The following is a 19,258-nucleotide window of genomic DNA, read 5'->3' as shown; positions in this document are numbered from 1 at the left end:
TCAGGAGGGGGTCGTGCTGCGCAGGGTGCGGTAGACGTAGGCGGGCTGCTCCTCCTCGGGCGGGACAGTGCGCAGGTCGACGGCGCGCTGGTGATGCGGGGAGAACTCGCACACCGGGTCGGTGGCGTACGGGTCGCCGGTGAGGCGGGCGGCCTGGCATCGGCAGCCGCCGTAGTCCTCTTCCTGGCGGCCCAGGGGGCAGCTACGGCACGGCTCCCGCATCCAGTCCGTGCCTCGGAAGCGGTTGAACGCCTCCGACCGTTCCCAGATCCATTCCAGGGAGTGGTCCCGTACGTTGGGGAACTCCATGCCCGGCAGGCCGGACGCCGACAGGCACGGCAGCGCGGCCCCGTCGGGTGCGCACACGATGGTCTGCCGTCCCCAGCCGCCCATGCACGGCTGGGGGACGTCCTCGTACAGGTCTGAGGCGACCCACAGGACGCGCATGCCGGGGCCGATCCGTTCGCGGAAGCGCCGCACGGCCGCCTCGGCGTTCTTCAGCTGCTCGGCCGTGGGCATGAGCGCGGCGTGGTTGGCGACGGCCCAGCCCTCGTACTGCACGTTGGCCATCTCCACCCGGTCGGGCTCCAGGTCGGCGACCAGACCCAGGATCTCCTCGATGTGGTCCAGGTTGTGACGGTGCAGCACGACGTTGACGGTCAGGGGCAGCCCGGCGTCCTTGACGGCGCGGGCGGCGGCGAGTTTGCGCTCGTGGGCGCGGCGCCCCGCGATCAGGTCGGCGCGGGCCGGGTCGGCGTCCTGGAAGCTCACCTGCACGTGCTCCAGCCCGGCCGAGCGCAGGCGGGCCAGACGGCCGGCGTCCAGCGCGAAGGCGGAGGTGATGAGGTTGGTGTAGAGCTCGCGCTCGGCGGCGGCGCGCACCAGGTCGTCCAGGTCGTGCCGGGCCAGCGGCTCGCCGCCGGTGAACGCCAGCTGCACCACGCCCAGCGCGGCGGCCTCGTCGATGACGCGCAGCCAGGTGGCGGTGTCGAGTTCGTCGCGGCGCAGGTCGACCGGGTTGGAGCAGTACGGGCAGCGCAGCGGGCACCGGTGGGTCAGCTCGGCGATCAGCGACAGCGGCCTAGGCGTCGGCATCGACGACCAGCCCCGTCGCGGCGATCTCGCAGAGCAGCTCGCGGACGTCGGCGGCGACCCCGGGATCGCCGTAGCGGTTCTCGAGCACGCTGATGATCTCCTCGGTGCGGCGGTGGCCGTCACACAGCTCCAGGACGGCCGCCGCCGAGTCGTTCAGCCGGCACACGCCCTCGGGGAACAGCAGCGCGTGGTCGGACCCGCCGGCGTCCAGCCGCAGCCGCACGCCGCGCGCCAGCCGCGGGCGTCCCGGCAGGGCGGACGCCGGGGACGGGGCGGGTGCGGCCGGCGCACCGCCGGGCGTCGCGGGATCGCGGGGCGTGGACGTCATCGCGCGGCGGCCTCCGGACGGGTGTCTCCGGCGGCGATCGCGTCGAGCTGCGCCCACAGCAGGTCGCACTTGAACGCCAGGGCGGCGACGGCCCGGTCCTGCAGTTCGGCCGTGCGGCACCGCTCCAGGACCAGGGACAGCGCGTGGTCGGCGTCGGCGGGCGCCTGGACGAGCCGGTCGCGGAAGTAGGCGAGCCCGTCCCGGCTGATCCACGGGTAGTGCTCCTCCATCCTGGCGACCCGCACCCGCATGGCGCCCGGCCCGAACAGCTCGGTGAGGGACGAGGCGACCGCCTCGATCCACGGGCGCCTGCGGCAGAAGTCCACGTAGGCGTCCACGGCGTACCTGACGCCGGGCAGGACGTGCCGTTCCGACAGCATCTCCTCGCGCGGGACGCCTATGGCCTCGCCCAGGCGCAGCCAGCGTTCGATGCCGCCGGGACGGTCCGGCCGGCCGTCGTGGTCGAGGATGCGTCCGATCCACACGCGCCGCACCTGCGGCTCGGGGCAGTTGGCCAGGATCGCCGCGTCCTTCATCGGAATGCGGCTCTGGTAGTAGAAGCGGTTGGCGACCCACCGGCGCAACTGGTCGCGGTCCAGGCGCCCTTCGTTCATCGCCACATGGAACGGATGGCGGTCGTGGTAGCGGTCGCCGAGCGCGCGCAGGCGGGCGGTGAACTCCTCGGGGGAGGCCGCGGCGGTGTCTGCGGGAGCTGTCGTCACCTGTGCGGTCATGGTCGAAGACGTACCTCCATGCCGTCGACGGCCACCTCGACGCCGAGCTCGTCGAGCCGGGCGCGTTCGGGGGAGCCGGGGAGGACCACGGGGTTGGTGTTGTTGAGGTGGACCAGGATCGTGCGGGGCGGGCGCACCCGCTCCAGGAGGCGGAGCAGGCCGTCGTCCCCGTCGATGGGCACGTGCCCCATCTGCCGTGCCGTACGGTGCGCCACCTCGCCGTCGCTCCAACAGGTGCCGTCGAGCATGGCGCAGTCGGCGGTGGCCAGGTGGCCGCGCAGGGCGTCGTTCAGGCGGGCGACGCACGGCGCGTACAGCAGCGTCGCGTCGCCCTCGGAGAACACCAGGCCCACGGCCGCGCCCGGGGCGGTGCCGCCGCCCGCGTAGCGCGGCAGGGGGCCCTCCAGGTCGATGGGGGTCATCACGAGGCCGCCTGCCAGGCGCGTGGGTTCGCCCGTCCGCAGAGGGTGCCAGTCGACCTTCCGCCACTGCGCGAGCATGCCGCCCGCGTCGAAGTCGCTCGTCAGGAGGCGCCGCACCGTGTCGGTGGCGTGCAGGGTCAACGGCTCTGGGGACTCGCGCAGCGTGAGCAGGCCCAGCGTGTGGTCGAGTTGCGCGTCGGTCAGGACGACGTCGTGGAAGGAGGCGGGGGCACCGGCGTCGCCGCCGTCGGCGCGGCGGTAGTGGGCGCCGAGCGCCTCCAGCTGGTACCGCACGTCGGGGGAGACGTTCACCAGATGCCAGGGGCCGTCCTCGGCGCGGATCGCCAGGGACGACTGCGTCAGCGGGGGCACGGCGCCGGTGCGCGCCGCGCGGCAGCCCTCGCAGCGGCAGTTCCACTGCGGAAGGCCGCCGCCGGCGGCGGCGCCCAGGATGACAGCGCGCACCGTGTGCGTCTCAGCGTCCGGCTCGGCCGCTCAGCGCGCGTAGCAGTACGTGCGCACCTCGAAGCTGGTGCCGCTGATGTCGATCTTCGGCTTGCTCCAGGTGGTGGCGGTCCGGGCGGGGCGCTCGTCCGTGCGCTTGTCCGTGCTGACGCGGGTGGGCATGGGGATACTCCTTCCCTCGGAAAGCGTGGTCAACATACCTCCGGACTAAACGGGCGGTCCAGGGGGCGAGGACGTTTCTCCGGCGCCGTCGGCGGGTGATCGGCACCATTTCAGGCAAGCGCTTACCGGATTGGCGGGGCGAGTTTTCCCTGTTCAGCGCATGTTTTTGCGGGCCTTGGCGTCGACGTGCGCAGGCGGCGGTTCACCGAGGATTAAATTTTTTAAGTGACGTGTAAGCGGGGTGGCCGAGGCGGCTGAACGCCTTCCCTCCTCCCTCTTGACGGATCTGGAGGCGTCTTTTATATTCTGCGCTGAAAGCGCTTTCTGTGCGCGCCTGCCGTCGTGCCCGCGCCACGGAGGCGGTGCGCGCCGCCCTGTCCCGGGTGCCGGGGACGGCCGGGACAGGTCTTCTCCATCGCCCCTGCTTCGCATATGCCCCGTGTCCACTGGTTCGGGCCGCGAGATCGCGCGGACGCGCAGGGCCCGTTGACGCAGGTTTGACAAGCGTTCCTGACGCGGCGTCCTGACAAGAACGGGGCGGGCGTCTCAGGACGGCGGGACTCGTCTCCGCCCACGATGAGGGCGTCGCCAGACGGAGGAACGCCGCCGCTCACGCGGCGGCAGGGCGGCAGTGCGCACGCCTCGGTCATGGCCGCGTCACCAAGGGCGCTGCCTGTTCCGGCCGACCGGTGGCCGCGTTCACCGGCCCCCTCGCAGTGCGGGCCTCGAACCTCAACAGGGGCGGGTTCGAGGCACCGTCACCACAACGGCCTTGGGGTCAGGCGCGACTCGCGACCGGCGCCCGCTGAAGGCGCCGCGCCCGTGGGCGCATGCGCGTGCCGTGCACGCATGATCGCCTGCGCGCCGGGCTCTAGGAGGGCCTGGTCGACGCCGCGCTGCTGTGCGTGAGGGCGTGCAGGCCGTCGCGGAGCGTCTCGGGGGAGACGTCGCCGAGGATGACTCGCTGGATGATGAAGCCGGGCAGCAGCGCCAGCAGCGTCTTGCTCACCGCTTGCGGATCGGTGTCGGCAGGCAGCATGCCGGTGTCGCGCAGATGCTCGGCGTAGGACGTCCACAGCTCTCGCACGGGCCGCATGATGCCCTGAACGTAGTTCCGGTAGTCGGAGTCGTGCATCGCCAGCGACCACGCCTGGGGCGCCAGCATGAACGACCCCAGGTACGACTCGCCGATCTCCACCAGCTTGGTCGTCACGCGCTCCAGGGCCTGGTCCGGGGGCGGCGGCGGGTCCTCGGCGACGATCTCGTGCAGCGTCACGCCCAGCATCGAAATGGCCTCGGACGCGATCGCCTCGACGATCTCGGTCTTGCTCTTGAAGTACCGGTAGACGGCCCCGGCGGACAGGTCGGCCTCGGCGAAGATGTCCTGCATCGACGTCTCGTGGAAGCCCTTGCGGATGAAGCAGGCCCGGGCGGCGTCGAGGATCTGCCGGCGCCGCCGCTCCAGGTGCTCTTCGCTCACTCGCGGCATGATCCCAACATAAAACGAATATTCGTTCTTGACAAACCCGGGCGGCTGTGGCCACCCTGGCGGCATCATAAAGAACGAACATTCGCTTTGATAGGAGGCGGCCGTGCCCCCCACCACGGCAGGACGCGTCATGGGCGTCATCGTCGGCGTCGTGGTCGTGCAGTTCGTCATGCTGGTCGCGTTCGCCTGGCCGGCGACGCGCAGCGCCCCCCGCGACGTGCCCATCGTCGTCACCGGGCCCCAGGCGTCGGCGGTGGCCCAACGGCTCGAACAGCAGCGTCCCGGGGCGTTCGACGTCAGGACCGTTCCCGACGAGGCGTCCGCGCGGACGGCGCTCACCGACCGCGACGCCTACGCGGCCATCGTCACCGGCCCCCAGGGGCCCCGGATGCTCGTCGCGTCCGCGGCCTCGCCGACCGTCGCGCAACTGCTCCAGCAGGTCGCCCAGAACATGTCGCCCCCGGCGGCGCCCACCGTGCCCGTACGCGACGTGGTGGCGGCCGACCCGGACGATCCCAGGGGAGCGGGCTTCGGAGCCTTGGCGCTGCCCCTGGTGATGTCCAGCCTGGCCGCCGCGGTCATCGTCACCTTCGCGATTCGCGGGATCGGCCGGCAGGCCGCGGCGGTGGCGGGCATCGCCGTCCTGGGCGGAGCGTGCGCGGCCGCGCTCGCCCAGGGGTGGCTCTCGGTGCTCCCCGGGTCGTATCTGGCCGTCTCGGGCGTCATGGCGCTGGCGATCGCGGCCGTGGCCGGTGTCATCACGGGCCTCGTCTCGGTGATGGGACGGCCGGGGATCGGCCTGGGCGCCCTGGTGTTCATGCTGATCGGCAACCCGCTGTCGGCGGCCACGTCGGCGCCGGAGATGCTGCCCCAGCCGTGGGGTGAGATCGGCCAGTGGCTTCCCCCGGGCGCCGCGGCCACGCTGCTGCGGTCGGTGGCCTTCTTCGACGGCGCGGGGGCGGGCACCCCCCTGACCGTGCTGCTCGGCTGGATCCTCCTCGGCGCCCTGCTGCCGGTCGTCGGCGGGCTGCGCGGCCGCCGTGCCGAGACGGCCGACAGCGGCCGCAACGAACCGGCGCTGGTGCCCTGACGCCCGATTCCCTCCTGTGCGACCCCGGCCGGCCCACCGCCCGCCGGGGTTGTCCCACGTATGCGCCCGGACCAGCGGTTTTCCCCCGGCCAACCCGCCGAGATCGGCTCGTCGTCCCGCGCTTAGAGTGAGCGATTAGTAGCATTCCGTCACGTCGCGTGCTCGGGGAGGGGGGTGGCATGACGACGTTCCTGCTGCGGCGCGTGGCCGGGCACGCCGTGCTCGTCGTGCTGGCCGCCAGCGTCGCCTACCTGCTCGCCGCCGCGGCGCTGAACCCGCGCTCCAACTACGCCGACCGCAGCCCGCGCCCGCCCGACACCGTCGTCGACGCCGAGCTGACCCGGTTCAACCTCAACGACGAGACCCCGCTGCCGCAGCGCTACGCGGTCTGGGCGCGGGGCGTGCTGCACGGCGACTTCGGACGCACCTGGCAGGGGGAGCCGGTCAACGACGAGCTGTGGCGGCGGCTGCGCGTCAGCATGCGGCTGCTGGCGGCGGGCGCGGTGCTCGGGGGCGTGCTGGGCGTCCTGCTGGGGGTGTACGCGGCGTCCCGCAACGGCCGGATGCCCGACCGGCTCATCACGTTCGGGTCGTTCCTGCTGCTGGCCGTGCCGGTGTTCGTGCTGGCGGTGCTGCTGCAGCTCGCCGCGCGGGAGGTCAACGACCTCACCGGCCTGCGGCTGTTCGAGTGGGTGGGCGAGTCGTCCCCGGGGGCGGGGGAGGGGCCGTTCGGCCCGCTCGGCGGACTGGGCGACCGCGTCCGGCACCTGCTGCTGCCCACGGCCACCATCGCCCTGGCCCAGTTCGCCCTCTACTGCCGCTACCAGCGCGCCATGATGCTGGACGTGCTGGACGCCGAGTTCGTCCGCACCGCCCGCGCCAAGGGCCTGCGCCGCCGGGACGCGCTGCTGCGGCACGGCCTGCGCACGGCGCTGATCCCCATGACCACCTACTTCGCCTACACGTTCGGGCTGCTGCTGCTCGGCGCGATGTTCACCGAGAAGATCTTCGGCTGGCACGGTCTGGGGGAGTGGCTGGTCGACTCCATAACGCGCGGTGACGTCAACGTGGTGGCGGCCGTCAACTGCTGCGCCGCCGCGGCCGTGCTGCTGGCCGGGCTGCTGTCGGACGTCGCGTACGTCGTCCTCGACCCTCGCGTGCGGAGGAGAACGGCGTGAGCGGCAACGGTGCGAGGGGCAGCGGTCCGGGGGGCAGCGGTCCGGGGGGCAGCGGTCCGGGGGGCAGCGGTGCGAGCGGCGGCGGGGTGAGCGCCGCGGGCCCGCTCGACCTGCCCTCGCCGCGCGCGCTCGCGGTACGGCGCGTGCTGGGCAACGGGCGGGCCGTGACGGGGCTCGTGCTGTTGGGCCTGCTGTTCCTGCTCGCGTTCGCCGGGCCGCTGGTGTCGCCCTGGGGCTACGACGAGATCGACTTCACCGCGTTCCGCCGGCCCCCTTCGCCAGAGCACTGGTTCGGCACCACCGGAAGCGGACGGGACGTGTTCGCGCTGACCGTGCGCGGCATGCAGAAGTCCCTTCTCATCGGGCTGTGCGTGGCCGTGCTGTCGACGGGCCTGGCCGCGGTGGTGGGCGCCGTGGCCGGATACCTGGGCGGCTGGGTCGACAGGGTCCTGATGTGGGGCGTGGACCTGTTGCTGGTCCTGCCGTGGTTCCTGGTCGTCGCCGTGCTGTCCCCGGCGCTGGGGGGACGCTGGCCCCTGCTCATACCGCTGCTGGCGGCGTTCATGTGGATGGTGACGGCCCGCATGGTGCGCGGCATGACGCTGTCGCTCCGCCACCGCGAATACGTCCTGGCGGCCCGTTTCCTGGGGGTGGGCACCCCCCGCATCATCGCCCGCCACATCCTGCCCAACCTGGCCTCGCTGCTGATCGTGGACGCGAGCCTGGGCGTCAGCGTGGCCATCATCGCCGAGGGCGCCCTGTCGTACTTCGGCTACGGCGTGCGGCCCCCCGACACCTCGCTCGGCACCCTCATCGCCGACGGCAGCGGCACCGCACTCGCCTACCCGTGGCTGTTCGGGTTCGCCGGGGGGCTGCTGGTCCTCATCGTCGTCGCGGTCAACCTCACCGGGGACGGGTTGCGCGACGTCCTCGACCCGGCGGCCCCCCGGCATCCCCGGCCTCGCCTCAGGCTGCGCGTTCCGCGGCGGTACGGGGGGCGCACATGAGCGTCCTGACGGTACGGGACCTCCACGTCACCTACCCCGCGGGCGTGCGAGCCGTCCGCGGCATCAGCCTGGAGGTGGGGGCCGGTGAGGTTCTCGGCGTCGTCGGCGAGTCCGGCTCGGGCAAGACCGCCCTCGCCCTGGCCGTGCTCGGCCTGCCTCCCTCCGGCGCACACGTGCGCGGTTCGGTACGGCTGCGCGGACGCGAACTGCTGGGCCGCTCCGACGCGGAGATGTCGCGCCTGCGCGGACGCGACATCGCCATGGTGTTCCAGGACCCGCTCTCCGCGCTGACCCCCGTCCACACCGTGGGCGACCAGATCGCCGAGACGATCCGGGTGCACGCGGGCGCCACCCGCCGCGCCGCCCAGACGCGCGCCGTCGAACTGCTGGACCTGGTGGGCATCCCGGACGCGCCCCGGCGCGCCCGCGCCTACCCGCACGAGTTCTCCGGCGGCATGCGGCGCCGCGTCATGATCGCCATGGCGATCGCCAACGATCCGGTGGCGCTGGTCGCCGACGAGCCCACCGGCGGCCTGGACGTCACCGTCCAGGCGCAGATCCTCGACGTGCTGCGGGTCGCCCGGGAGGCCACCGGTGCGGCCGTCCTGCTGATCACCCATGACCTGGGCGTGGTCGCCGGTGCCGCCGACCGCGTCATGGTGATGTACGCGGGCCGGGCCGTGGAGACCGCGCCGGTCGACCAGCTCTACCACCGGCCGCGCATGCCGTACACCATCGGGCTGCTCAAGTCGCTGCCGCGCGCCGACGGGGCCGTCCGCCCCGTGCCGATCGACGGCGCGCCCCCGTCGGCGTCCGCGCCGCCCCCGGGATGCCCGTTCACGCCGCGCTGCCCCGTGGCGCTCGCGCGGTGCGGCGAGGCCGTGCCCGAACCGGCGCCGGTCGGGCCGGGCGGCCACCGCGCCGCGTGCGTCAACATCGAGGCGACCGCGGACCTGGACGCGGTGTTCCCCCATCGGACGGCGGTGCGCGTTCCCGAGGCCTCTGCGCGTCACCAACGGCCGGTCGTGCTGAAGGTGGAGGATCTGGTCCGGCACTACCGCCAGCGGCGCGACGGGCCGGTTCACGCCGTGGACGGGGTGACGTTCGACGTGCGCGCGGGGGAGACCCTGGGGCTGGCCGGGGAGTCGGGCTGCGGCAAGACCACCGTGCTGATGGAGATCCTCAGGCTCGCCCGGCCCCAGCGCGGCCGCATCACCGTCTTCGGCGAGGACACCGCCGCGCTCACCGCCGCCGACCGCAAACGGCTGCGCCGCGACCTGCAGGTGGTCTTCCAGGACCCGTTCTCGTCCCTGGACCCGCGCATGCGCGTCGCCGACATCCTCGCCGAGCCCCTGACCGCGCACGGCACGCCCGGCCCGAAGATCCCGCTGCGGGTGCAGGAACTGCTGGGCGTGGTCGGCCTGGAGAAGGAGCACGCCTCCCGTTACCCGCGCGGCCTGTCCGGCGGGCAGGCCCAGCGCGTCGGCATCGCCCGGGCCCTGGCCCTGGAGCCCCGCCTGCTGCTGCTGGACGAACCCGTCGCCGCCCTGGACGTGTCCGTGCAGGCCGGCGTCCTGGAGCTGCTGGACGAGCTGCGCGCCCGTCTCGACCTGTCGTACCTGTTCGTCGCCCACGACCTGGCGGTGCTGCGCCATGTCGCCGACCGCGTCGCCATCATGTACCACGGCCGGCTGATGGAGATCGGCGCCGCGTCCGTGGTGTACCAGAGGCCCGCCCACCCCTATACGCGCGCGCTGCTGGACGCCGTCCCGCTGCCCGACCCCCTGCGTGAACGGCAGCGTCGCCGTATCCCGCTCCAGGGCGACCCGCCCGATCCCTCCGCGCCGCCCGCGGGGTGCCGTTTCCGTCCGCGCTGCCCCAGATACGCCGCCCTCCGCAACGACGCCCTGCGTCGCAGGTGCGAAACCAGCGATCCGGCCCTTCGCGTCCTCGATCCGTCCGTGGACCGCCAGGCCGCCTGCCACCACGCGGAAGAGGCCAAGTGAGCCTTCGCGCCTTCACCGCCAAGCCGCTGCCGCGCGCCGTGTGCGGGGCCGGCCTGGTCGTGGCGTTGCTCGCCGGGGCGGCCGGGTGTCGCGGTACTGACGACAGGCCCCGGGTGGACGCGCGCAAGCTGCCCGCCTCCGACGTCAACTGGACGCCGCGTGAGCAGGTCCGGGACGGGGGCACGTTGCGGTGGCCGCTGCCCGAGTTCCCCACGCAATGGAACTTCCACCACGTCAACGGCACCAAGAGCGTGGTCACCAACGTCCTGCACGGGCTGCTGCCCCACGTGATGCGCGTCGACGCCAAGGCGGTGCCGCGTCCGGTCCCCGAGTACGTGGAGTCGGCCCAGGTGACGCGGGAACGCCCCGAACAGGTCGTCACCTACCGGCTCAACCCCCGGGCGAGGTGGTCGGACGGCAAGCCGATCACCTACCGCGACTTCGCGGCGCAGGCGCAGGCCCTGTCCGGGCACGACCCCCGGTACCAGGTGGCCATCAGCACCGGGTACCGGCACATCCGCCGTGTCGAGCGGGGGGCCGACGACCGCGAGGTGGTGGTGAGGTTCGCCCGGCCCTACACGGACTGGAAGGCGTTGTTCAGCCCCCTGTATCCGGCGTCCACCACGTCGGACCCCGTGAGGTTCAACACCGGATGGCAGGGGCGGATGGGGCCCACGGCCGGGCCGTTCCGGCTGCAGAAGATCGACCGTACGGCCAAGACCGTCACCATTGTGCGCGACCCCCTGTGGTGGGGGCGCCCACCCAAGCTCGACCGCATCGTCTACAGGGCGATGGACGTGGCGGCGATGCCGGCGGCCTTCGCCAACGGCGAGATAGACCTGATGGACGTCAACGTGGACGCGGGCGCGCTGCGCCGGGCCGCCGGCGTCCACAACGCCGACATCCGCCGGGCGGGAGGCCCCGACTGGCGGCAGTTCACGCTCAACGCCGCATCCCCGCTGCTGGCGGACGTGCGCGTACGGCGCGCGGTCATCCTGGGCATCGACCGCGACGCCCTCGCCCGGGCCGCGCTGGGGGACCTGGGCTGGCCCGCCCAGACCCTCGGCAACCACTTCTTCATGAACACCCAGGAGGGCTACCAGGACAACTCCGGCGATCTCGGCCGCTACGACCCGGCGGCGGCGGAGCGGCTCCTGGACGAGGCCGGCTGGGCGCGACGGGGGAAGTACCGCGTCAAGGACGGCCGGACGCTCGCGCTGCGTTTCGTCGTGCCCTCGGGGATGCCCGGCAGCAGGCAGGAGGGGGACCTCACACGCGCCATGCTGGCCCGGATAGGGATTCGCGTGGACGTGCGGCCGGTGCCGGTGGACGACCTGTTCGACCAGTACGTCACGCCCGGGAGCTTCGACATCGTGCCGTTCTCCTGGCTCGGCACCGCGTTCCCCATGTCGGCGCTGCGTTCGGTGTTCTCCCGGCCGAGCGGCGACCGCATCCAGCAGAACTATGCCCGGGTGGGCACGCCCGCCATCGACGCCCTGCTGGAGAAGGCCGTCCACGAGGTCGACCCGGAGAAGGCGCGCCGCCTGATCAACGAGGCCGACCGGCTCATCTGGCAGCTGGCCATCGTGCTGCCCGTCTACCAGCGGCCGCAGATCGTCGCCGTCCGCGGCGACCTGGCCAACCTCGGCGCGGTCGGCTTCTTCGAACCCCCGTACGAGGACATCGGCTTCACCGGCGCCACGACCGGCCCCTGAGGCACCCGTGACCGGAGGCATCACGACCGGCTCCTGGCCCGCTCGCGGTCAGGGGAAGGCGAGTTCGACGCCCTTGCGGTCACTGGTGTAGCGGGCGTTCCACACGTACAGCTTCAGGTCGGACGGATCGATGTCGTCCTTGACCGGCAGGTCGGACGCGACGCGCACCACGTAGGACGCGCCCGCCGGAATGAGCGTGTCGGCGCCGTCCCTGACCGGCGGCTTGGAGCCGTCCAGACGGGCCGTGACCTGGCTGCTGTTCGGCAGCGTGCACATGGAGTCGGGGATGCCGGGCTGGGGCATGCACCGGTCGCGTGCGGACCCGGGCACACCGGAACGCGGCATGAACAGGTCGGCGGGGTAGTCCAGGAGCACCGGGCGCTGTCCGGTGTTGGTGACGACGTAGTCGGCGTAGGCGTAGGTGGACCCGGAGGGCGGGGACTCGCCGTCCCCGAAGGGGCGTGGATCGAGCCCCGTCCTGATGGCGGCCAGCCTGTATCCGTACCCCTCCGGTGTCGTGAACGTCAGCGAGCGCCCGGTTCGGGGGGACGGCGTGGAGGCGGGCCCGCCCTCGCTGGTGAGCGAGGTGGAGCCGCCGCCGTTCCCGTCGGGCTGCAGGACGGCGATGCCGACGGCCACGACCGCGATGCCGGCCGCGCCCGTGAGCGCCCCGGCCAGGCCCAGCCAGCCCGCGCTCCTCTTCTTGCGGCGGCTGCGTGGACGGTGGTTGTTGGCCATGGTCGTTCCCCGGGTCGACTCCGCCTCTGGCGTCTCTGCGGTCACAGCAGTACGCGCCGGTCTCAGGCCGACGCACTATACCGGACATTTCGCTCGGTAAGACGTACGTGACAAATGGTGGAAACGGCTCAGGTCAGACGGCCGAGCAGGGAGGAACGGTCCAGCCCGCGCAGCGACGCGTCCAGGATTTCGGCCGTGTGCGCGACGGCGATCCGGTCACCCCGCCGGGCGAGCGCGTCGGAGATCTGCATCGCGCACCCGGGGTTGGCGGCGACGAGCAGCTCGGCCCCGGTGGCGCGCACGTCGGCCGCCTTGCGGTCGCCGAGCTCCGCGGCGGCCTCGGGCTGGAACAGGTTGTAGGTGCCCGCCGAGCCGCAGCAGACGTCCGGGTCGGCGATCTCCCGGACGGTCAGCCCGGGGATGCCCGCCAGCAGCGCGCGCGGCTGGGACCGCACCCCCTGCGCGTGCGCCAGGTGGCACGCGTCGTGGTAGGCGACCGTGACGGGCAGCGGGTGCCGCTGCGCGCGCGGCCCAAGCTCCACCAGGTACTCGGCCAGGTCTCGCGTCTTGGCCGACAGGGCCTTGGCGCGTTCGGCCCACGCCGGGTCGTCGGAGAGCAGGTGGACGTACTCCTTCATCGCCGACCCGCAGCCCGCCGCGTTGACGACGATGACGTCCACGTCCTCGAACGTCTCGACGGTGCGGCGCGCGAACGCGCGCGCCTCCTCCTGCCTGCCCGCGTGCAGCGACAACGCGCCGCAGCAGCCCTGCCCCTTGGGGATGACCACGTCGCAGCCCTCCAGCGCCAGCACGCGCGCCGTGGCCGCGTTGACGTCCGGGAAGAACTCGCGTTGCACGCACCCGGTGAGCATGCCGACCGTCGCCCTGCGCTCCCCGCGCGCGGCGACGCGTTCGGGGAGCCTGGGCTGGGCCTTGCCGAGAGGCGGGGCGAGGCGTTCCATGGCCGCGAGCGAGGGCGAGACCCGCTCCAGCAGCCCGAGAAGTCCGCTGCGCTGGACCAGGCGGCGCAACCCCGTGCGCTGGTAGGCGCGCAACGGACCGCGGAGCGCGTGCAGACGACGCGGGTACGGGAACAGCCGGAACACCGCCTCACGGGTCAGCCGTTCGGCGACGGGGCGCGGGTGCTCCTGCTCCACCTCCGCCCGGGTCATCTCTATGAGCCGGTCGTACTGCACCCCCGACGGGCAGGCCGTCACGCACGCCATGCATCCCAGGCAACGGTCGAAGTGCTCGACCATGGGCGGCGACAGCGGCGCCCCCTCCACGTGCTGCTGCATGAGGTGGATGCGTCCGCGCGGGGAGTCCATCTCCTCGCCCCACAGCACGTAGGTGGGGCAGGTGGGCAGGCAGAACCCGCAGTGCACGCAGTCGCTGAGGAGCTGTGGCAGTTCCCGGTCCCGCGGGGCGGCCACGTCCTTGTCGGTACCCGGGTCTTCGCCGGCGCCCGCGTCGTTCGCGGCCGCCGGGTCGTTCGGGGCGGTCATCAGATGCCTCCAGCGAAACGGCCGGGGGAGAGGCGATGGTCGGGGTCGAACTGGTCCTTGACGCGCCGCATCAGCGACAGGGCGGGGACGGGGCCCCACAGGTCGATCGCTTCCCGTACCCCCTTGGGGGCGTAGCAGACGACCGCGCCGCCGTGGTGGGGGGCGAGCGCGCCCCGGAGCTTCTCAAGCGCGCGCGCCACGTCCCCGGCGCTCATCTGCGCCGGCAGGCCGACGTGTCCGTGCCCTGCGGCCGACCACACCGCCGTCGCCTCCGGCGGCAGGGCGCCCAGCAGGTCCGTCAGCGACGCCGGGGGTGCGCTCACCTCGATGAGGGTCGTGCCGTCGGGGTAGGCGCCCCAGCCCTCGGGAGCCTGCTCCCCGATGCTCGCCCGCGAGCCCAGCAGATCGGCGACACGGGCGGCACGGGCGGCCACGCCGTCCGGTACGCCCTCGAGCAGCACGCCCAGCGCGAGGCTCTGCCCGGGGGACGTCCAGCACTGCAGGGCGCTGGGAACCACAGGAGAATGCAGGATCGCCTGGACGGCCTCGCAGGCGGCCCCCGCGTCCGCCACAGGAGACGTCACGTAGGCGCACGCGGACGGCAGCGGGTGCAGCCGGAACGTGGCCTCCACGATCAGCCCCAGCGTGCCGTACGAGCCGCACAGCAGCCGTCCCAGGTCGTACCCGGCCACGTTCTTTACGACCTTGCCGCCCGACCGCGCCGTCCGCCCGTCGGCCCGCACGATCGTGATCCCGATGACCAGGTCGCGCGGCGCCCCGTACAGCAGCCGCAGCGGCCCGGCCGCCCCGGTCGCGATCGTCCCGCCGACCGTCGACCCCGGCAACGGCACGTCCAGCGACAGCCGCTGGCCCCGTTCGGCGACCGTCTCGGCCAGCCGCCGCATCGGCAGCCCCGCCTGCGCGGTGACCACCAGGTCGCCCGCCGCGTGCTCCACCACCCGGTCCAGCCGCCGGGTGTCGACCAGCAGGTCGCAGCGGCGCGGCGGCAGCCCCCAGTCCAGCCGGGTCTCACCGCCGCGCGGCACCACGGCCAGCCCGTGCCCGGCCGCCACGCGCATCACCTCGGCCGCCTCGGAGGCGTCCGCCGGCGCGGCCACCCAGCGCGGCGCGACGCCCAGCACGCCCTCCTCCGGCTCGCCGGGGCGCACGTCCGCGCAGACCTTCGCCAGGGCGTCCACCGCCTGCATCAGAACTGCTCCGCCTTTCCCTGCGCGACGAGCGGATGCACGCCCTTGCGGACGCCCGGGACCTCCCCGCACAGCCGCGGCGTGGGGAACACCTTGCCCGGGTTGCACAGGCCCGCCGGGTCGAAACCGCACCGCACCATCTGCATCGTGTCCAGGTCGGTCTCGCTGAACATCCGGGGCATGTACCGCGACTTGTCCACGCCCACCCCGTGCTCGCCGGTGATCGACCCGCCGTGCTCGATGCACAGGTCGAGGATCGCCCCGGACACCTCCTCGGCGCGCTCGGCCGCGCCCGGCACCGCGTCGTCGAACAGCACCAGCGGGTGCAGGTTGCCGTCCCCGGCGTGGAAGACGTTGGCGACCCGCACGCCCGACTCGGCCGACAGCTCGTCGATGCGCGCCAGCACCTCGGGCAGCGCGGTGCGCGGGATCACGCCGTCCTGCACGATGTAGGCGGGGCTGATCCGGCCGACCGCCGCGAACGCCGACTTGCGGCCCTTCCAGATCAGCGCCCGCTCGGCGTCGCCCGCGGCGACGCGGACCTCGAACGCCCCCGCCTCCCGGCACAGCCGCTCCACCTCGGCGAACTGGTGCTCCACCTCGGCCGCCGGGCCGTCCAGCTCGACGATCAGCACCGCCCCCGCGCCCGGCGGGTACCCGCAGCTCACCGCCGCCTCGGCCGCCTCGATCGACAGCGCGTCCATCATCTCGATCGCGGCCGGCACCATCCCCGCCGCGATGATCGCCGACACCGCCGCGCCGCCCGCCTCGATCGAGGAGAACGCCGCCAGCAGCGTCCGCACCGTCTCCGGCAGCCGGGTCAGCCGCACCGTGATCTTGGTGGTGATGCCCAGCGTGCCCTCGGCGCCGACGAACGCGCCCAGCAGGTCGTAGCCGGGATCGCCGGCCCGCAGCGTGACGATCTCCCCGTCCGGGGTGACGATCTCGCAGGCCGGCACGTGGTGCGCGGTGAAGCCGTACTTCAGGCAGTGCGCGCCGCCGGAGTTCTCCGCCACGTTGCCGCCGACCGAGCAGATCTGCTGGCTGGACGGGTCGGGCGCGAAGTAGTAGCCGTACGGGCGCACCGCCCTGGTCACGTCCAGGTTGATCACTCCGGGCTCCACCACGGCCCGCTGGTTCGGGATGTCGATCTCCAGGACGCGGCGCATCCGGGCCGTCACGATCAGCACCCCGTCCGTGCGCGGCAGCGCCCCGCCCGACAGGCCCGTGCCCGACCCGCGCGCCACGTACGGCACGCCCGCCGCCACGCACGCCCGGACGATCTCGGCGATCTGCTCGGCGGAGCCGGGCAGCACGACCAGCCCGGGCACGGCGCGGTGCGCGGTCAGCCCGTCGCACTCGTACGTGCGCAGCCGCACCGGGTCGGTGATGACGGCGTCCGAGCCGAGCAGTCCGGTGAACCGCTCCGCCAGCGCCCGAAGTGTCTGCTCCATCCTTTTCACCTTCCCTCCGGTGCCGCGTTCACCGCAAGATCGCCCGAGGTCGGCGTTCCGCGGACATACCCGGGCAGGGTCGGGTAGTTTCCCGGGCCATGCTCCCCGAGTTCCTGACCGCCGATCTCACCTTCCCCGAGGGCACCGTCCGCGAGCAGCTGGCCATCGCGGGGACACTGGTGCCGGGGACGCTGCTGGCCGCCAGCGGGCTGGCCGACGAGCTGCGGGAGTGCGCCGAGGAGGGGCTGTACCACTTCTGGATGAACACCCTCCAGGACATCGGCGTCTGGGCCGAGGAGAACGGCCGCGACGCCGAACTCCCACCGGGGTTCTGGGTCCGCGTCGCGCAGGCCGCGCACGGCATGGAGTTCCCCGAGTTCGTGCCGTACTGCCTGGGCAAGGCGCAGGGCTGGCCGCGCCGGGACCCCGCCGACGTCATGGCCGCGTTCGCGACGCTGCCGGAGGTGGACGGCATGACCAGCGAGCTGCGCGCCGCGAGCGACCGGGTGGCCGGGCTGCTGGCCGACGACGACCCGGCGGTGGAGCCGCTGCTCGCCGCCGGCGATCTGGAGGGGGTGGCGGATCATCTGCGGTCCGGCGCCTACGACCGGCTCGGCGAGGAGCTGAGCGAGGTGTTCTCCGCCGCGTTCGACGAGGTGTTCGCGCTGGTCACGAGCAAGGGCTTCCCCTTCGAGCACCGTGCCCACGCGTGGGCGGTCATCGGGGCGAATCCTTTCCGGGTGGTCCTGGACGAGGGGCTGGTGTCGCTGACCCACGCCGAGGTGTGGTGGCGCGCGGGCTGACGGGCGCGGCGCGCCGGACCCGAAGCCGAAGCCGGGCCGGGTCCGGCGCGCCGCGCCGCCCGGTCACGGGAAGCGGGCGTACGCCGGGGTGGTCAGGAACTCGGCGTACTCGTCGGCCAGGGTGACCTGCTTGAACAGCGCCACAGCCTGGTCGTAGCGCGGCTCGTCGTACGCCCCGCCCAGCTCCTTGCGGATCTTGGCGAGCTCCTCGTCCATGATCCGCTCCACCAGCTCGCGGGTGACCTTCTGCCCGTCGGCCAGCTCGACGCCGTTGCGCATCCACTGCCACACCTGCGACCGGGAGATCTCCGCGGTCGCCGCGTCCTCCATCAGGTTGTGGATCGCCACCGCGCCCGAACCGGCCAGCCAGGTCGCCAGGTAGCGCAGCGCCACGTCGATGTTGTTGCGCAGCCCCGCCTCGGTGATCTCGCCGGGCGTGGCGCTGAAGTTCAGCAGGTCGGCGGCCGACACGCGGACGTCCTCGCGCAGCCGGTCCAGCTGGTTGGGCCGGTCGCCGAGCACGCCGTCGAACACCTCGCGGCAGACCGGCACCAGGTCCGGGTGCGCCACCCAGGACCCGTCGAAGCCGTCGCCGGACTCGCGGGTCTTGTCGGCCCGCACCTTCTCCAGCGCGACCTTGTTGACCTCGGGGTCCCGGCGGGACGGGATGAACGCCGCCATGCCGCCGATGGCGTGCGCGCCGCGCTTGTGGCACGTGCGCACCAGCAGCTCGGTGTAGGCGCGCATGAACGGCGCGGTCATGGTGATCGCGTTGCGCTCGGGCAGGACGAACTCGGCGCCCCGGTCGCGGAACTTCTTGATGATCGAGAACAGGTAGTCCCAGCGGCCCGCGTTCAGCCCGGCCGAGTGGTCGCGCAGCTCGTAGAGGATCTCCTCCATCTCGAACGCCGCCGGGATCGTCTCGATCAGCACGGTGGCGCGGATGGTGCCGCGCGGGATCTCCAGGATGTCCTGGGCCAGGTTGAAGGCGTCGTTCCAGAGCCGCGCCTCCAGGTGGCTCTCCATCTTCGGCAGGTAGAAGTACGGGCCCCTGCCCTTGTCGAGCTGCCGCCGTCCGCAGTGGAACAGGTACAGCCCGAAGTCGAACAGCGAGCCCGACATCGGCGCGCCGTCCACCAGGACGTGCTTCTCCTCCATGTGCCAGCCGCGCGGGCGGACCACGATCGTGGCCAGCTCCTCGTCGGCCTTGAGCGCGTAGCTCTTGCCGCTGGACGGGTCGGTGAAGTCGATCGTGCGGTCGAGGGCGTCGCGCAGGTTGAGCTGGCCCTCGATCATGTTCGTCCACAGCGGGGTGTTGGCGTCCTCGAAGTCGGCCAGCCACACCTTGGCGCCGGAGTTCAGCGCGTTGATCGTCATCTTCCGGTCGGTGGGCCCGGTGATCTCGACCCGGCGGTCCTCCAGGCCGGGCGCGGGCGCGGCGACCCGCCACGTCTCGTCCGCCCGCACCGCCGCCGTCTCGGGCAGGAAGTCCAGCGTCCCGCCCGCCGACAGCCGCTCCTGCCGTTCGGCGCGCGCCCGCAGCAGCTCCTCGCGGCGGGGCCCGAACTCGCGCTGCAGCGCGGCCAGCAGGCTCAGCGCCCCGGGCGTGAGGATCTCGTCGTAACGGTCGTGCAGAGGGCCGGTGACCTCGATGCCCTCCGGGCCGTCGGGTGCAGCCATCGTCCCGCCCTTCTTTCGTATCGTGAAAACTCACTTCTGTTACGTGGAGAAAGTTACTCGTCCGTTCAGGCGGCGGTCAAAGGGGGTCGGCCGACGCGCCGCGGTCGACACGCCCCTACCCGCTCCGTGCCGTCACCACCATCGGTCATCTCCCCGTCGCGCGGCGTGAGAACGCCGGC

17 protein-coding genes are annotated in these 19,258 nt (G+C 73.0%); 6 read left to right on the top strand and 11 right to left on the bottom strand.

All coding sequences use genetic code 11. The features are described 5' to 3' along the window. From pqqE to ABZ801_RS08330, 6 genes are all read right to left on the bottom strand, one after another. A complete protein-coding gene (pqqE, locus tag ABZ801_RS08355; RefSeq protein ID WP_360694516.1) occupies positions 1 to 1,095 on the bottom strand; it encodes a pyrroloquinoline quinone biosynthesis protein PqqE in 1,095 nt (364 codons plus the stop codon). Then, positions 1,082 to 1,423, bottom strand: coding sequence for a pyrroloquinoline quinone biosynthesis peptide chaperone PqqD (gene pqqD / locus ABZ801_RS08350; protein ID WP_360694513.1), 342 nt, complete (start codon positions 1,421 to 1,423; stop codon positions 1,082 to 1,084). Before pqqD ends, pqqE begins: the two co-directional genes overlap by 14 nt. Beyond that, a complete protein-coding gene (gene pqqC, locus ABZ801_RS08345) occupies positions 1,420 to 2,157 on the bottom strand; it encodes a pyrroloquinoline-quinone synthase PqqC (protein WP_360694510.1) in 738 nt (245 codons plus the stop codon). Before pqqC ends, pqqD begins: the two co-directional genes overlap by 4 nt. After that, positions 2,154 to 3,044, bottom strand: coding sequence for an MBL fold metallo-hydrolase (locus ABZ801_RS08340; RefSeq protein WP_360694507.1), 891 nt, complete (start codon positions 3,042 to 3,044; stop codon positions 2,154 to 2,156). Before ABZ801_RS08340 ends, pqqC begins: the two co-directional genes overlap by 4 nt. Before the next feature lie 30 nt (positions 3,045 to 3,074). Further along, positions 3,075 to 3,206 (bottom strand): hypothetical protein, encoded by a 132-nt coding sequence (locus ABZ801_RS08335; RefSeq protein ID WP_344949932.1) that lies wholly within the window; start codon positions 3,204 to 3,206, stop codon positions 3,075 to 3,077. Between the two features lie 871 nt (positions 3,207 to 4,077). Next, entirely contained in the window at positions 4,078 to 4,686 is a 609-nt protein-coding gene (locus tag ABZ801_RS08330; protein ID WP_360694504.1) for a TetR/AcrR family transcriptional regulator, read from the bottom strand. Positions 4,687 to 4,798: 112 nt separating this feature from the next. Between ABZ801_RS08330 and ABZ801_RS08325 the strand changes: the two genes are divergently transcribed. From ABZ801_RS08325 to ABZ801_RS08305, 5 genes are all read left to right on the top strand, one after another. Then, positions 4,799 to 5,785, top strand: a complete 987-nt coding sequence (locus tag ABZ801_RS08325; RefSeq protein ID WP_360694501.1) for a hypothetical protein — start codon at positions 4,799 to 4,801, stop codon at positions 5,783 to 5,785. 179 nt (positions 5,786 to 5,964) lie between these two features. Further along, entirely contained in the window at positions 5,965 to 6,963 is a 999-nt protein-coding gene (locus ABZ801_RS08320; protein ID WP_360694498.1) for an ABC transporter permease, read from the top strand. A gap of 86 nt (positions 6,964 to 7,049) precedes the next feature. Next, a complete protein-coding gene (locus tag ABZ801_RS08315; RefSeq protein WP_360694495.1) occupies positions 7,050 to 7,970 on the top strand; it encodes an ABC transporter permease in 921 nt (306 codons plus the stop codon). Continuing rightward, positions 7,967 to 9,976: an ABC transporter ATP-binding protein gene (locus ABZ801_RS08310; RefSeq protein ID WP_360694492.1), complete on the top strand. Its 2,010-nt coding sequence runs from the start codon at positions 7,967 to 7,969 to the stop codon at positions 9,974 to 9,976. The genes ABZ801_RS08315 and ABZ801_RS08310 overlap by 4 nt, the downstream gene beginning before the upstream one ends. Continuing rightward, entirely contained in the window at positions 9,973 to 11,691 is a 1,719-nt protein-coding gene (locus ABZ801_RS08305; RefSeq protein ID WP_360694489.1) for an ABC transporter family substrate-binding protein, read from the top strand. Before ABZ801_RS08310 ends, ABZ801_RS08305 begins: the two co-directional genes overlap by 4 nt. A gap of 48 nt (positions 11,692 to 11,739) precedes the next feature. On the opposite strand, the gene ABZ801_RS08300 is transcribed toward ABZ801_RS08305, so the two are convergent. From ABZ801_RS08300 to ABZ801_RS08285, 4 genes are all read right to left on the bottom strand, one after another. Continuing rightward, on the bottom strand, positions 11,740 to 12,429 hold the full coding sequence (locus ABZ801_RS08300) for a hypothetical protein (protein WP_360694487.1): 690 nt from the start codon (positions 12,427 to 12,429) through the stop codon (positions 11,740 to 11,742). A 128-nt stretch (positions 12,430 to 12,557) separates the two neighbouring features. Next, positions 12,558 to 13,934 carry a heterodisulfide reductase-related iron-sulfur binding cluster gene (locus ABZ801_RS08295; protein ID WP_360694484.1) on the bottom strand — a complete coding sequence of 459 codons (1,377 nt, stop codon included), beginning with the start codon at positions 13,932 to 13,934 and terminating at the stop codon, positions 12,558 to 12,560. Next, positions 13,934 to 15,142 carry an FAD-binding oxidoreductase gene (locus tag ABZ801_RS08290; RefSeq protein ID WP_360694481.1) on the bottom strand — a complete coding sequence of 403 codons (1,209 nt, stop codon included), beginning with the start codon at positions 15,140 to 15,142 and terminating at the stop codon, positions 13,934 to 13,936. Before ABZ801_RS08290 ends, ABZ801_RS08295 begins: the two co-directional genes overlap by 1 nt. Next, positions 15,142 to 16,596: an FAD-linked oxidase C-terminal domain-containing protein gene (locus ABZ801_RS08285; RefSeq protein ID WP_360694478.1), complete on the bottom strand. Its 1,455-nt coding sequence runs from the start codon at positions 16,594 to 16,596 to the stop codon at positions 15,142 to 15,144. Before ABZ801_RS08285 ends, ABZ801_RS08290 begins: the two co-directional genes overlap by 1 nt. A gap of 98 nt (positions 16,597 to 16,694) precedes the next feature. On the opposite strand from ABZ801_RS08285, the gene ABZ801_RS08280 reads away from it, so the two are divergent. Continuing rightward, a complete protein-coding gene (locus ABZ801_RS08280) occupies positions 16,695 to 17,399 on the top strand; it encodes a hypothetical protein (RefSeq protein ID WP_360694475.1) in 705 nt (234 codons plus the stop codon). Positions 17,400 to 17,462: 63 nt separating this feature from the next. On the opposite strand, the gene aceB is transcribed toward ABZ801_RS08280, so the two are convergent. Continuing rightward, a complete protein-coding gene (gene aceB / locus ABZ801_RS08275) occupies positions 17,463 to 19,079 on the bottom strand; it encodes a malate synthase A (RefSeq protein ID WP_344949965.1) in 1,617 nt (538 codons plus the stop codon). Between the last annotated feature and the right edge of the window lie 179 nt (positions 19,080 to 19,258).

This window comes from Actinomadura sp. NPDC047616 (assembly GCF_040642915.1).
Taxonomy (GTDB): Bacteria; Actinomycetota; Actinomycetes; order Streptosporangiales; family Streptosporangiaceae; genus Spirillospora; species Spirillospora miaoliensis.
Note: the sequence above shows the minus strand (reverse complement) of the source record. Positions and strands in the feature narration are given on the sequence as shown.

What these genes read in the sequence shown, in the direction of transcription:
- pqqE (WP_360694516.1), bottom strand. Translation starts at nt 1,095, where the DNA reads ATGCCGACGCCTAGGCCGCTGTCGCTGATCGCCGAGCTGACCCACCGG.
- pqqD (WP_360694513.1), bottom strand. Translation starts at nt 1,423, where the DNA reads ATGACGTCCACGCCCCGCGATCCCGCGACGCCCGGCGGTGCGCCGGCC.
- pqqC (WP_360694510.1), bottom strand. Translation starts at nt 2,157, where the DNA reads ATGACCGCACAGGTGACGACAGCTCCCGCAGACACCGCCGCGGCCTCC.
- ABZ801_RS08335 (WP_344949932.1), bottom strand. Translation starts at nt 3,206, where the DNA reads ATGCCCACCCGCGTCAGCACGGACAAGCGCACGGACGAGCGCCCCGCC.
- ABZ801_RS08320 (WP_360694498.1), top strand. Translation starts at nt 5,965, where the DNA reads ATGACGACGTTCCTGCTGCGGCGCGTGGCCGGGCACGCCGTGCTCGTC.
- ABZ801_RS08310 (WP_360694492.1), top strand. Translation starts at nt 7,967, where the DNA reads ATGAGCGTCCTGACGGTACGGGACCTCCACGTCACCTACCCCGCGGGC.
- ABZ801_RS08300 (WP_360694487.1), bottom strand. Translation starts at nt 12,429, where the DNA reads ATGGCCAACAACCACCGTCCACGCAGCCGCCGCAAGAAGAGGAGCGCG.
- ABZ801_RS08295 (WP_360694484.1), bottom strand. Translation starts at nt 13,934, where the DNA reads ATGACCGCCCCGAACGACCCGGCGGCCGCGAACGACGCGGGCGCCGGC.
- ABZ801_RS08290 (WP_360694481.1), bottom strand. Translation starts at nt 15,142, where the DNA reads ATGCAGGCGGTGGACGCCCTGGCGAAGGTCTGCGCGGACGTGCGCCCC.
- ABZ801_RS08285 (WP_360694478.1), bottom strand. Translation starts at nt 16,596, where the DNA reads ATGGAGCAGACACTTCGGGCGCTGGCGGAGCGGTTCACCGGACTGCTC.
- ABZ801_RS08280 (WP_360694475.1), top strand. Translation starts at nt 16,695, where the DNA reads ATGCTCCCCGAGTTCCTGACCGCCGATCTCACCTTCCCCGAGGGCACC.
- aceB (WP_344949965.1), bottom strand. Translation starts at nt 19,079, where the DNA reads ATGGCTGCACCCGACGGCCCGGAGGGCATCGAGGTCACCGGCCCTCTG.